This is a genomic window from Comamonas sp. JNW (assembly GCF_003105075.1).
In the GTDB taxonomy this organism is placed as follows: domain Bacteria; phylum Pseudomonadota; class Gammaproteobacteria; order Burkholderiales; family Burkholderiaceae_C; genus Comamonas; species Comamonas squillarum.
Window position 1 is genome coordinate 13179 of the sequence record NZ_QETI01000017.1, and the last position, 13087, is coordinate 26265.

At 67.0% G+C, this 13087-nt stretch carries 11 protein-coding genes; 5 read left to right on the plus strand and 6 right to left on the minus strand.

Annotation, left to right across the window (positions count from 1 at the left end; genetic code table 11):
• The first annotated feature begins 43 nt into the window (after nucleotides 1–43).
• The 3 genes from DCO45_RS19875 to rraA are packed head-to-tail and all read left to right on the plus strand — an operon-like array spanning nucleotide 44 to nucleotide 3583.
• Nucleotides 44–2044, plus strand: a complete 2001-nt coding sequence (locus DCO45_RS19875; RefSeq protein WP_116927438.1) for an aconitase family protein — start codon at nucleotides 44–46, stop codon at nucleotides 2042–2044.
• A 25-nt stretch (nucleotides 2045–2069) separates the two neighbouring features.
• Nucleotides 2070–3068: a tripartite tricarboxylate transporter substrate binding protein gene (locus DCO45_RS19880; protein ID WP_116927439.1), complete on the plus strand. Its 999-nt coding sequence runs from the start codon at nucleotides 2070–2072 to the stop codon at nucleotides 3066–3068.
• Between the two features lie 5 nt (nucleotides 3069–3073).
• Nucleotides 3074–3583, plus strand: coding sequence for a ribonuclease E activity regulator RraA (gene rraA, locus DCO45_RS19885; RefSeq protein ID WP_243419431.1), 510 nt, complete (start codon nucleotides 3074–3076; stop codon nucleotides 3581–3583).
• Here the strand turns inward: rraA and DCO45_RS19890 are convergent.
• The 6 genes from DCO45_RS19890 to DCO45_RS19915 all read right to left on the minus strand — a co-directional run bounded on the left by DCO45_RS19890 (nucleotide 3574) and on the right by DCO45_RS19915 (nucleotide 10713).
• Nucleotides 3574–5091, minus strand: coding sequence for a class I adenylate-forming enzyme family protein (locus DCO45_RS19890; protein ID WP_116927440.1), 1518 nt, complete (start codon nucleotides 5089–5091; stop codon nucleotides 3574–3576). The two genes, rraA and DCO45_RS19890, sit on opposite strands and share 10 nt — an antisense overlap.
• 10 nt (nucleotides 5092–5101) lie before the next feature.
• Nucleotides 5102–6091, minus strand: coding sequence for a tripartite tricarboxylate transporter substrate binding protein (locus tag DCO45_RS19895; protein WP_116927441.1), 990 nt, complete (start codon nucleotides 6089–6091; stop codon nucleotides 5102–5104).
• Nucleotides 6092–6135: 44 nt separating this feature from the next.
• Nucleotides 6136–7332: an acetyl-CoA C-acetyltransferase gene (locus DCO45_RS19900; RefSeq protein ID WP_116927442.1), complete on the minus strand. Its 1197-nt coding sequence runs from the start codon at nucleotides 7330–7332 to the stop codon at nucleotides 6136–6138.
• Between the two features lie 23 nt (nucleotides 7333–7355).
• Nucleotides 7356–8618 (minus strand): acetyl-CoA hydrolase/transferase C-terminal domain-containing protein, encoded by a 1263-nt coding sequence (locus DCO45_RS19905; protein ID WP_232539631.1) that lies wholly within the window; start codon nucleotides 8616–8618, stop codon nucleotides 7356–7358.
• Between the two features lie 2 nt (nucleotides 8619–8620).
• Nucleotides 8621–9514, minus strand: a complete 894-nt coding sequence (locus DCO45_RS19910; RefSeq protein ID WP_116927443.1) for a MaoC/PaaZ C-terminal domain-containing protein — start codon at nucleotides 9512–9514, stop codon at nucleotides 8621–8623.
• A gap of 293 nt (nucleotides 9515–9807) precedes the next feature.
• Nucleotides 9808–10713 (minus strand): SDR family NAD(P)-dependent oxidoreductase, encoded by a 906-nt coding sequence (locus DCO45_RS19915; RefSeq protein ID WP_116927493.1) that lies wholly within the window; start codon nucleotides 10711–10713, stop codon nucleotides 9808–9810.
• A 223-nt stretch (nucleotides 10714–10936) separates the two neighbouring features.
• Between DCO45_RS19915 and DCO45_RS19920 the strand changes: the two genes are divergently transcribed.
• The gene (locus DCO45_RS19920; RefSeq protein WP_116927444.1) at nucleotides 10937–11833 is read left to right on the plus strand and encodes a MaoC family dehydratase N-terminal domain-containing protein; all 897 of its coding nucleotides are present in this window, start codon (nucleotides 10937–10939) and stop codon (nucleotides 11831–11833) included.
• Nucleotides 11834–11920: 87 nt separating this feature from the next.
• Entirely contained in the window at nucleotides 11921–13087 is a 1167-nt protein-coding gene (locus DCO45_RS19925; protein ID WP_116927445.1) for an acyl-CoA dehydrogenase family protein, read from the plus strand.

The following is a 13087-nucleotide window of genomic DNA, read 5'->3' on the forward strand; positions in this document are numbered from 1 at the left end:
TCTTAGCGCTTCCTGCCGCGTGGCGCCATCGCGATGATGGGGCATGCCAAGCACCAGCCCCACAGAACTCCATTTTTCTCCGCGCATCCTGTACCTGAGCCAGAACCCCGCCTGCGTGCAGCAGGTGCTGGCCGGCGAGCAGCTGTCCCTGGCGGCTGCGCAGCCGCTGCGCGACGATGTCTCCACCGACGAGATCACGCCGATCGCGATCCTGACGCACTTTGACGATGCGCTGGGCCACTACCCCTACAGCGGCTTCCAGGCCGCTGGTGTGTTCCCGATTGCAGCTGGTGCGGTGCGGGGCAGCGGCATCGAGGTCGTCGTCGCTGGCAAGCGCTATGGCAAGGGCTCGTCGCGCGAGCACAGCCCCATGGCCGAAAAGCTGGCCGGTGTGCGGCTGGTGATTGCCGAGAGCTTTGAGCGCATCTACCGCCAGAACGCCGACAACATCGGCCTGATCACTTCGACCGATATGAGCCTGGTCCCGCGCATTGCTGCGGGCGAGGCGATTGCCTGGCAGGAGCTGCTGGCCGGGCGCGATGCGCTGGCCGCAGCCATCCTTATGCAAGGTGGCCTGCTGGCCTTTGGCCGCAAGCATCTGGCGAATGTTGCCCATGTAGCCAGCGCAGCGCAGTCCGCAGCAGCACCGCCCCCCCAGCCGCGCACCCTGTTCGAGAAAATCGTCGCCCGGCATGCGCTGGCCACGGCCGTCACCCCGGCCCAGCCGGTTGCGGGCGACGGCGCCTTTGTGCGGGCCGATTGGCGCTTTATCCACGAGTACTACACAGGCATGGCCGCGCACATGCTGCATGCCAGCCTGGGCCGCCCGTTGGCGCTCATCGACCCGGCCTCGATCCTGGTGTTTGAGGACCACACCTCCTATGTGCAGGAGAGCCCCGCCCATGTGCGCGGCGGCCTGGTGCCCAACGTGCAGCGCATGGTGCAGGCCCAGCGCAGCTTTGCCGCCGACTATGGCCTGCACAGCTACCGCACCCTGACGGAAGACGAGGCCTTGCGCGATGACGGCAGCAATGTGGCGGGCATCTCGCACGCGATGATGACCGAGCGCCATGCGCTGCCCGGCCAGCTGGTGGTGGGCACCGATTCGCACACCACCCACAGCGGCGCGTTGGGCTGCGTGGCCTTTGGCGTGGGCACCACCGACATGGCCAATGCCTTTGTCACCGGTGCGGTGCGCCTGACCCTGCCGCAAAGCCTGCGCATTGTGCTCGATGGCGCGCTGGCGCCTGGTGTGGCCGCCAAGGATGTGGTGCTGCACCTGCTGGCCCAGCCCTTTATCCGCGCCGGTGGTGGCGTCGGCAAGGTGTTTGAGTTTTGCGGCACGGCCATCGCCCAGATGGGTACCGACGAGCGCGCCACCTTGACCAATATGACGGCCGAGCTGGGGGGCTTTACCGGCATCGTCGCGCCCGATGCCGAGACCGTGCGCTTTCTGCGCGAGCGGCGCGGCATCGAGGTGGTGCTGGAGGACTGGATGCACAGCGACCCGGGCGCCGACTATGCGCAGACCATCCACATCGACTGCGCTGCGGTGCCCGCGATGGTGGCCAGCCCGGGCGACCCGGGCAATGGCCGGCCGCTCGCATCGATCACTGCGCCGCTGCGCATCGACATTGCCTACGGCGGCTCCTGCACCGCCGGAAAGCGCGAGGATTTTGTGCACTACCACCGGGTGCTGCACTGGGCCGCCGAGCGCGGCCTGAAGGTGGCGCCCGGCGTGCAGCTGTTCCTGCAGTTTGGCACCACCGCCGTGCGCGACCACTGCGCCGCTGCCGGCTACCTCGATGCTTTTGAGCGCGTGGGCGCACGCATGCTCCAGCCCTCCTGCGGGGCCTGCGGCAACTGCGGCCCAGGCGGCTCGGAGCGCGCTGACCAGGTGACGGTCAGCGCGATCAACCGCAATTTTCCAGGCCGTGGCGGCCCCGGCAGCGTCTGGCTGGCCAGCCCCGCCACCGTGGCGGCCAGCGCCATCGCCGGTGAGCTCATGTCGTTTGAGGAGTTGAGACGCCGCTTTTCCCACTGAGAAAAAAAGAGACCAGGAGACAACGATGAAAAAAGCAAACCCACCCAGCAAGCGCCGCTTGCTCGCCCTGCTGCCGCTGCTGGCCGCTGGGCTGTGGCTCCCCACGGGCCAGGCCAGCGCGCAGTCCGCCGCATCGGACAAGCCCATCCGCATGGTCGTGCCGCTGGCCGCAGGATCGACGGTCGATGCCGTGGCCCGCGCGCTGGCGCCGGGCCTGGGCCGCATCACCGGGCACCCGGTGGTGGTCGAGAACATTGCCGGGGCTGGCGGCATCCCGGGCACCGCCCAGGTGGTGCGGGCGCACAAGGATGGGCTGACCCTGGGCATGATCTCGTCCAACCATGTGATCAACCCCGGCATCTACCAGACCATTCCCTACGACAGCCTGCGCGACATCACGCCAATTGCGGTGCTGGCCACCGTGCCGCTGGTGCTGGTGGCGAACGCCAAGCTGCCGGTGACGGACCTGGCCCAGCTGCGCGCCTATGCCAAGGCGCACCCCGGCACGCTCAACTACGGCTCGGCCGGCAATGGCAGCACCTTGCACCTGGCGAGCGAGCTGTTGATTGCCGAGACCGGCATCGACATCAAGCATGTGCCCTACCGGGGCACCGGGCCGCTGATCACCGACCTGATGGGCGGCCAGGTGCAGCTGGCCTTTGTGTCGGTGTCGCAGGCGCTGCCGCAGATCAAGGCCGGCAGCTTGCGTGCCATTGGGCTGTCCACCACGCAGCGCTCGGCCGCGCTGCCTGATGTGCCCACCTTGGCCGAAGCGGGCGTGCCCGGCTACAGCTTTGATGCCTGGATCGCGCTGGTGGGCCCCGCTGGCCTGCCCAAGCCCATCGTCGACCAGTACGCTGCGGCCATGAAGACCGCACTGGCCTCGCCCGAAGCGCAGACCGCCATCGCTGGCCAGGGCCTGATGGTGTTGGACAAGGGACCGGCGCAGGCACCGGCCTTTTTCCAGGAGGAGCTGGCCAAGCACCAGAAGCTGGTCAAGCTCTCGGGCGCGAGGATCGACTGATGGCGATGGCAACAGCCCCCGCAGCCGACGTGCCGCTGTCGCTGCCCACCCGCAGTTCGGACCTCAGCGACCAGCTGGGCAGCGCCGCGCAGCTGTGCCAGGCGGCCTGGCAGTCCTATGGCGGGCGCGCATCGGCCAGCGGCCGTATCCAGACCTTGCGCTGCCACGAAGATGCCGGCCTGCTGCGCCAGACCCTGGAAACTGCTGGTGGCGGGCGCCTGCTGGTGGTGGATGCCGGGGCCTCGCTGCGGGTCGCCGTGCTGGGCGACCGCATGGCGCGCATCGCGCTGGACAACGGCTGGGCGGGCCTGCTGGTCTATGGCGCGGTGCGCGATACGGATATGTTGGCCGGCATGGATCTGGCGGTGTTTGCGCTGGGCCGCACGCCGCTGCGGGGGACCGGCAACGGCGGCGGAGCGCTGGGGCTGGCGCTGCAGCTGGGCGGCGCCCAACTGCAGCCGGGGGACTACCTGGTGATGGACCCCGATGGCGTGGTGGTGGCCCCTCAGGCCTGAGCCTGCTCGGCCTCCAGCCGGGCCTGCAGCTCGCGCTTCATCACCTTGCCATTGGCATTTACCGGCAGCTCATCAATGGCGATGATGCGCGCCGGCCGCTTGTAGGGCGCCAGGTGCTCGCGCAAATGCGCTTGCAAGGCATCCAGGTCGGGCGGATGGCGGGCATCCTGCACGACAAAGGCGATCACGGCCTCGTTGCCATCGGCCTCCTTCTGGCCCACGACGGCGGCGCGCTGGATGCCGGGAAAGCTGCCCAGCGCATGCTCCACCTCGCTGGGGTAGACGTTGAAGCCCGAGCGGATGATCATCTCCTTGAGGCGGCCCACGACGAAGAGCGCGCCATCGGCATGCAGCTCGCCCAGGTCGCCGGTGGCGTACCAGCCGCCGTCGCGCAAAGCGGCTGCCGTGGCCTCGGGGTCACGGAAGTAGCCGGGCATCAGGCCCGTGCCCCGCACCCAGATCTCGCCGCGCTCGCCGGTCGGCAGCGGACGGCCGCTGTGCGGATCGACGATCTGCAGTTCCGCGCCATCGATGCAGTAGCCAGCGCTGGTGTCGCTGCGGGCTTCGTCGATGTGCGTCAGGTGCAGCGAGCCGGCGTATTCGCTCATCGCATAGCCATGGTGCAGGGTCTGGCCAAACAGCGCCTCGACCTTGGTTTTCAGCGCCAGATCGAGCGGGCCGGCGCCAGTGTAGAGGTAGCGCAGATGCGGCGCCGCCGGTTGGCGGATGCCCTGCTGCTCGCAGTACTGCAAGAGGCGCGCAAACAAGGTGGGCGGGCCTTGCAGCTGCGTGATGCCATGGTGGGCGAGCGCGTCGAGCAGATCGGCGGGCTCGAACTGGCTGCGCATCTCCAGCGCGGCGCCGGCCGACAGCGAGGCCAGCAGCACCGTGCCCAGGCCGAAGATATGGGTCATCGGCACAAAGGCATAGACCTTGTCATCGGGACCGAGCCGGCGCGACTGGGCCGAGACGCGGGCAAAGTGCGCCACACCGCGCTGGCTCATCAGCACGCCCTTGGGGGTGCCGGTGGTGCCGGAGGTGAAGATGATGGCAGCGACTGGATTGCCGTCCGGCTCGGGCTCGGCGCGCGCATCGGCACGCACCGCCGTGTGGGCCAGGCCCGGCACGCAGGAGGGGCTGACGCCATAGCGCTCGGCGTGCGCGGCAGCGGCCTTGGAGACGCGGTCGGTGAAGTAGACCACCCGCGCATCGGCCTTGTCGGCAAAGCCGCGCACCTCGCCAGGCGCCATGCGGGCATTGACGCCGCAGGCCCAGGCGCCCACGCGGCTGCAGGCCAGCAGCAAGGCGGCATGCTCGGGGCAGTTCTCGGCGACCACCAGCACGCGGTCGCCGCTGCGCACCTGCAGCACGCGCAGCTCCGCCTCCAGCGCATCGACCAGGCGGCCCAGGTCGGCATAGCTCAACGTGCGGTCCGGCAGGTAGATGAAGGGCCGGTCAGGGGCCTCCTGCAGCCAGCGGTCCAGAAACTGGTGAATGCGAAATTCCATATGTTCCTCTTCAGTCCACCACAATGCCCTGGGTCACGGTGGACCACATCTGGCGTTCCTTGGCGGCGCGCTCGACCAGGGTCTGGGGGCTGCCCGTCCATTCGTCGTAGCCCAGCTCCTTGTACTTGGCCTTGAGCTCAGGCTGGGCCAGCGCGGCATTGATCGCCTTGTTCAGGCGCATCTGCAGCTCGGGCGCCATGCCCTTGGGGCCGTAGACGGCATACCAGCCGCCGACATCAAAGCCCTTGAGGCCTTCGATGCCGCTTTCGGCAAAGGTCGGCACATCGGGCAGCGCCGGGTTGCGCTGGGGCGAGGTGACGGCAATGGGCGTCACCTTCTTGCCGTGGATGTAGGTGCCGGCGGTGCTGATGATGTCCATCATCATGTTGATCTGGCCGCCCATCACATCGGTCATCGCTGGCGCGTTGCCGCGGTAGGGCACATGGTTCAGCTCGATGCCGCTGCGCTTGGCAAACAGCAGGGTGCCCAGGTGGTTGGAGCCGCCAACGCCCGCCGATGCATAGCTGAGCTTGCCAGGGTGGGCCTTGGCATAGTCGACCAGCGCCTGCGTGGTCTTGAAGGGCTCGTTGTTGTTGGCTACCAGCACGTTGTAGTAGCTCAGCACCGGCGCGATCGGGGTCAGGTCCTTGACCGGGTCGAACTGCATCTTGCGCATCACGTTGGGGCTGATGGTGATCGTGGGGCTGGCGGCAAACCACAGGGTCAGGCCATCGGGGTTGGCGCGCGAGGTCTCATTACCCGCCAGGGTGGCATTGGCGCCGGTCTTGTTGTCGACCACGACGGTGCTGCCCAGCTCCTTGGACAGCGCGATGGACAGCAGGCGTGCGCCCTGGTCCACGGGGCCGCCGGCCGAGTAGCCGACGATGAGGCGCACCGGTGCGCCCGATCCCAGGCCCCCTTGGGCATGGGCAGCAGCGCAGAGGCTGAGGGCGGCGGCTGCCGTGGCGGCCAGCAGGCCGCGGCGGTGGATGAAGGTCATGTCTTGTCTCCTGGTTTTTTGTCGTAGGTGGCAGCTGCCGCGCGTCAGTAGCGCTCGAACACGGCGGCAATGCCCTGGCCGCCGCCGATGCACATGGTCTCCAGGCCGTAGCGCCCCTTGCGGCGTTCGAGCTCATGCAGCAAGGTGGCCAGAATGCGCACGCCCGTGGCGCCAATCGGGTGGCCCAGCGAGATGCCCGAGCCGTTCACATTCAGGCGCTCGGCATCGTTCCACTCCAGGCCCTGCAGCACGGCCAGCACCTGGCAGGCAAAGGCCTCGTTGATCTCGACCAGGTCCATGTCGTTCATCGACAGGCCCAGCTTGCCCAGCAGCTTCTTGACGGCAGGCACCGGGCCAATGCCCATGCGCGAGGGCTCGCAGCCGGCAGCGGCCCAGCCCACCAGGCTGGCCATCGGCGTCAGGCCCAGCTCCTGGAGCTTGTCTTCGGCAACGATGAGGCAGGCGGCCGAGGCATCGTTTTGCTGGCTGGCATTGCCGGCGCTGACGGTGCCGCCCTTCATCAGCGCGCGCAGCTTGCCCAGCGAGTCCATCGTGGCATCGGCGCGAAAGCCCTCGTCGCGGCTGAACAGCATGGGCTCGCCCTTGCGTTGCGGCACGCTGACGGGTACCACCTCGGCATCAAAGCGGCCGGCCTGCCAGGCGGCAGCAGCACGCTGGTGGCTGCGCAGCGCAAAGGCGTCGGCCTCTTCGCGGCTGATGCCATAGTCGCGCGCCAGGTTCTCGGCGGTCTCGATCATGCCGGAGATGACGCCAAAACGCTCCACCGGTTGCGAGCGCTCGCGGCCCCGGTCCAGGCGGTCATACATGGTGACGCTGCCGGCGCGCTTGCCCCAGCGCATATCGGTGGTGTAGTACTCGATATTGCTCATGCTCTCCACACCACCGGCGATCACGACATCGGCGGCGCCGCTTTGCACCATCATGCAGGCGGTGACCACCGCTTGCAGGCCGCCGCCGCAGCGGCGGTCGAGCTGCATGCCGGGCACTTCCACCGGCAGGCCGGCCTGCAGCGCGGCCCATCGGCCCACGCAAGGCGTTTCGCTGCTGGCGTAAGACTGGGCAAACACCACATCGTCGATGCGGCTGGGGTCGATGCCACTGCGCTCGACCACGGCACGCACGGTGGTGGCGGCCAGGTCCTCGACCGAGACGGGGCGCAGGCTGCCCCCGTAGGTGCCTACCGGGGTTCGCAAAGGGGTGACGATAGCGGCTTTACGCATGGTTATGTCTCCAGAAAATTGAATCAGTTCAGTTGTTGGCGCGCTTGGGCCGCCAGAAGGTCTCGGTGTTCAGGCGCGGCAATCGCCAGCATCGCGCGCACGCGCTGGGCCAGGCTCAGGCCGCGCAGGTCGGCCACGCCATGCTCGGTGACGATCAAACCGGCATCGGCGCGCGGTGTGGAAACCGGGCCGGACAGCTGCGCGACGATGCGCGACTGGCCGCGCGCGGTAGACGGCAGCGCGACGATCGGCAGGCCGCCATCGCAGGCGGCAGCGGCCCGCAAAAAATCCATCGCACCGCCGACCGCGCCCAGGTACTGGCCGGCCACCACCTCGGCATTGATCTGGCCCGTTAGGTCCACCTCGATCGCCGAGTTGATGGCGGTGAGCCGCTGGGTCTGGCCTAGCACCCGGGCGTTGTGGGTGTAGTCGGTGCCGGCAATGCGCAGCGCGCGGTTGTTATGCGCCCAGCGCCGCGTGCGGGCACTGCCCATCAGCAGGCCGGTGACGCTGGTGCCCACATCGATGCCCTTGCGCGCATTGGTGATGACGCCGGCTTCCACCAGGTCGGCCACACGGTCGCCAATGGTGCCGCTGTGCACGCCCAGATCGCGGTGGCCCTGCAGTGCCTGCAGCACCGCATCGGGCAGGTTGCCAATGCCCAGCTGCAAGGTGGCGCCGTCTTCCACGCGGCTGGCGATCAGCTGCGCAATCGCCTCTTCGGCGGGGCCAATCTTGCCAGCGGGCACATCGACGACGCCCTGGTCGCTCTGCACCCAGGCATCCACATCGGCCAGGCGCAGGCTGGCGCCCGCCACCCAGGGTACATCGGCGTTGACCTCGGCAATCACGCAGCGCGCATGGCGCATGGCAGTGACCAGGTAGTCATGGGCCAGGCCCAGGCTGCAGTCGCCATCGGCATTGGGTGGTGATACCTGGACGAACACCACATCGACGGCGATGCGGCGGCTGGCGATCAGCTGCGGAATCTGTGAATAGTGGCAGGGAATCGGATCGAGCACACCGGCCATGCCGAGCGTGCGGTGCGAGCCACCGGCCGCATAGCCGCGCATGTCGATGGCATCGGCATGGTCAGGCTGCAAGGTGGTTGCGCCGCCAATGCCCAGAAAGACGCTGGTACGCGCAAAGCGCTGGCGCTGGGCCACATAGGCCTGGATCAGCGACAGCGGCTCGGCGGCCGACTGGCCCCAGACGATGCTGTCACCAGCGCGGATGAACTGCGCCAGGTCCAGGTCTGCCAGCGCCATCTGCCGGCCTTGGGCCATGCTCATGGCTGCGCGGCAGCGATGCTGGCATTGCCGTGGCTGAGCACGACAATGCCGCGCTCGACCACCAGCGCGCGGAACTGCAGCGCGTCCCCTTCCTGCCAGACCTCGGTGCGCAAGGTCTCGCCCGGAAACACCGGCGACGAAAAGCGCGCATGCATGCTGCGCAGCAGGCTGGCATCGCCGTTGCAGGCGGTCATCACCAGCGCATGGCAGACCATGCCGTAGGTAGCCAAGCCGTGCAGGATGGGCTTGTCAAAGCCAGCGGCCTGCGCCACTTTGGGATCGGCATGCAGGGGGTTGTAGTCGCCCATCAGGCGGTAGAGCAGGGCGGCCTCGGGGCGGATCGTGTGGGTGTAGGTCCAGCGCGGCGCCGTATCGGGCGTGGGCGCCAGTGCCGGCAGCGAGGTATCGCTGGGCTGGCCGCCCAGCGCTTCGCTGTAACCACCATCACCCCGGCAGAACGTGACCTGCTCCAAGGTGGCGTAGAGTGTGCCATCTTCGCCTTCCAGGCTGCGCTCGCTCACCACAATCGCGCCCTTGCCCGCGCCCTTGTCGATCACGCGCGTGACCCGAGTCTTGCCCACCACCTTGGCCCCCACCGGCAGCGGCTGGTGGATGGTGGTGCGCTGCTCGCCATGCACCAGCTTGACCCAGTCAATCCCCGTATCCGCCTCCTTGGCCCAAAAGCCCGGATAGCCCAGTACCGAGCTCATCGTCGGCAGCGCCTGCAGCGGCTGCGCCATGCCCTCGTAGACCAGCGGCAGATTGCGGGCATCGAGCGGATCATTGCCCACCCCCAGACTCAGCGCATACAGCATCGTGTCGCGCTGCGAATAATCCTGGTGCACCGGCGCAAACGGCCGGTCCTTGAGTTGCTGGTAATTGATGGTCATGGTCGTTGTCTCTGGGGTTGTTGTGGTGCGAAGGCGGAAGGGAAACGGCACTTCGTTATCGGCTCTGGATGCGCACAGGAGGCTGTTCTGGAGGTCCTGCAACGCCACTGGGGGGCATCTGTGAAACTGGCAGAGCACACCTATCGAGCCTGTGTGAACAACTCAGTCGTCCCTACTGAGCGCCATGCCAAAAACTGGCGAGGCCGATCTACCAGGCACCGACGAAGGGCCGCCCCGCCCGGAGGGTGCCGTCCCCCTTTAGGGGGAAGCGGCAACGCCGCACAGGGGGTAGCTTAGACAGGATCCCAACTGAATACTTCCCCCGACCGCTCCATCGGCACAAACGAGGATTTGAGCGCCGGCATCGCATGCGAGGCGATGTCCTCGGGCGTCCAGCCCTCGCCCTGGTGCACCGAGCGCAGCGGGCGCGGTTGGCTCATCAGGAAGATCTCGTTATTGCGCACGGCAAACACCTGGGCGTTCACATCCTTGGCCTGGTCGCTCAGCAGGTAGACGGCCAGCGGGGCGATCTTGTTGGGGGTCATCTGCTTGAGCTTGTCCACGCGGGCCTGCTGCTCGGGCGTGTCGGTGGGGATGGAGCCGATCATGCGGCTCCAGGCAAAGGGCGAGATGCAGTTGCTGCGCACATGGAACTTGGCCATGTCCAGCGCAATGCTCTTGGACAGCGCGACGATGCCCAGCTTGGCGGCCGAGTAGTTGGCCTGGCCAAAGTTGCCGATCAGGCCGGAGGTGCTGGTCATGTGCACCATCGCGCCGCTCTCCTGCTCCTTGAAGTGGTTGGCCGCAGCGCGCGCCACGTAGTAGCTGCCGTAGAGGTGGACCTTGATGACGGCATCCCACTCGTCGACGCTCATCTTGTGGAAGAACCGGTCACGCAGGATGCCGGCGTTGTTGACGATGCCGTCGAGCTTGCCAAAGCTGTCGAGCGCGCATTGCACGATCTTGGCCGCGGCATTGGCGTCCGAGACGCTGTCGGTATTGGCGACGGCCTGGCCTCCTGCGGCCTTGATCTCGTTGACGACCTGTTGCGCGGGGCCGTCGTCATGGCCTTCGCCGGTGGTGGAGGTGCCGATGTCGTTGACGACAACCTTGGCGCCTTGCTGGGCCATGGCCAGGGCCATATCACGGCCGATGCCGCCGCCAGAACCGGTGACGATAACGACTTTGCCTTCGAGCATGGTGGACATGTCTGCTTTTCCTTGGATCTGTGTGTGTCGATGAATGCCACCAGCATGCCGTCCATTAAGCGCATTGCCAATTCGCAAATGCGTAGGCAGGTCTTTGGCAAACTGAAACGACTGGCTCACAAATGCGCGTTAACCCGCTGTCTTCACCGCTGTAAAAGGAGAGGTTCCAATCTCTGCGATTGCGCTGGCGGGCGCAGCCTGCGACAGTGCCACCATGTCGCGAACCCCTGAACCTTCCGCCGCCTCGCTCTCTGCCGAGCAGGTCGCCCATTTGCAAAGCTGGATCCACAAGACCGAGACCATGCAGGACCTGGTGGCCCGCACGGCCGCGGCGGGCCTGTCGGCCACCCTGGACCGCGATGATGCCCCGGCCCAGGATGGCGACAGCCTGCCGCCGCTGTGGCACTGGATGAACTTTTTGCCGATGGCGCGGCAAAGCCTGCTGGGGCCGGACGGCCACCCGGCGCGTGGCGGCTTTCTGCCCCCGGTGCCGCTGCCCCGGCGCATGTGGGCGGGCGGTCGCCTGCAGTGGCAGGCGGACAACCCGCTGCGCATTGGCGAGCGCGTCGAGCGCGTCTCGCGCATCGCCTCGGTGGACCACAAGGTGGGCCGCTCGGGCGAGCTGCTGTTTGTGCTGGTGCAGCACAGCTACCGCAATGCCCGGGGCCTGGCGCTGACCGAGGAGCATGACATCGTCTACCGCGCCGCCGCCCAGCCCAGCGACCCGGTGCCCCAGCCCACGTCCGCCCAGACGCAAGCCGCCTGGAAGCGCGAGATCACGGCCGACCCGGTGATGCTGTTCCGCTATTCGGCGCTCACCTTCAACGGCCACCGCATCCACTACGACCGCAGCTATGTCACGCAGGAAGAGGGCTACCCCGGCCTCATCGTGCATGGCCCGTTGATCGCGACCTTGCTGGTCGATCTGCTGCGCCGCAATGCGCCGGATGCGGTGCTGACCGACTTCTCGTTCAAGGCCATCCGCCCCACCTTTGATCTGCATCCTTTCACCGTGCTGGGCGAGCCCCAGGACGATGGCAAGACCATCAAGCTCTGGGCGCATGACCATGAGGGCTGGCTCACGATGCAGGCCACCGCCAAGATCCGCTGAGCGCCGCCACCAACAACGCTTTTCCCAACACCGGCGGGTGGCGCAGACGCTGTCAGCGCCGCCACCCCCAACGCCCGACCCAGAACCATGATCGAACATACCGGCTCCAACAACTTCCCCGAAATCCGCGATGCCATCCGTGCGCTCTGCGCCGAGTTCCCCGATGAGTATTTCCGCAAGGTCGACGAGGCCCGTGCCTACCCCGAGACCTTTGTCGAGGCGCTGACCAAGGCCGGCTGGCTGGCCGCGCTGATTCCGCAGGAATACGGCGGCTCCGGCCTGGGCCTGACCGAGGCCTCGGTCATCATGGAAGAGATCAACCGCTGCGGCGGCAACTCCGGCGCCTGCCACGGCCAGATGTACAACATGGGCACCTTGCTGCGCCATGGCTCGGCCGCGCAGAAGGAAAAGTACCTGCCCAAGATCGCCAGCGGCGAGTGGCGCCTGCAATCGATGGGCGTGACCGAGCCCACCACCGGCACCGACACCACCAAGATCAAGACCACGGCCGTGAAGAAAGGCGACAAGTACGTCATCAACGGCCAGAAGGTGTGGATCAGCCGCATCCAGCACAGCGATTTCATGATCTTGCTGGCGCGCACGACGCCTCTGGCCGAAGTGAAGAAAAAGAGCGAAGGCATGTCGATCTTCATGGTCGATCTGCGCGAGGCCGAGAAAAAGGGCCTGACCGTGCGCCCCATCCTGAACATGGTCAACCACGAGACCAATGAGCTGTTCTTCGAGAACCTGGAGATCCCCGAGGAGAACCTGATCGGCGAAGAGGGCAAGGGCTTCAAGTACATCCTGGACGGCCTCAACGCCGAGCGCACCCTGATCGCTGCCGAGTGCATTGGCGACGGCTACTGGTTCCTTGACCGCGTGACCAACTATGTGCGCGACCGCGAAGTGTTTGGCCGCCCGATTGGCCAGAATCAGGGCGTGCAGTTTCCGATTGCCGATGCCTTCATCGAGGTGGAAGCGGCCAACCTGATGCGCTGGAAGGCCTGCGAGCTGTTTGACAAGCACGAGCCCATGGGCGCCCAGGCGAATATGGCCAAGTACCTGGCGGCCAAGGCGAGCTGGGAGGCGGCCAATGCCTGCCTGCAGTTCCACGGCGGCTTTGGCTTTGCCTGCGAATACGACGTGGAGCGCAAGTTCCGCGAGACGCGTCTGTATCAGGTCGCGCCCATCTCGACCAACCTGATCTATTCCTACGTGGCCGAGCACATCCTGGGCCTGCCGCGCTCGTTCTGA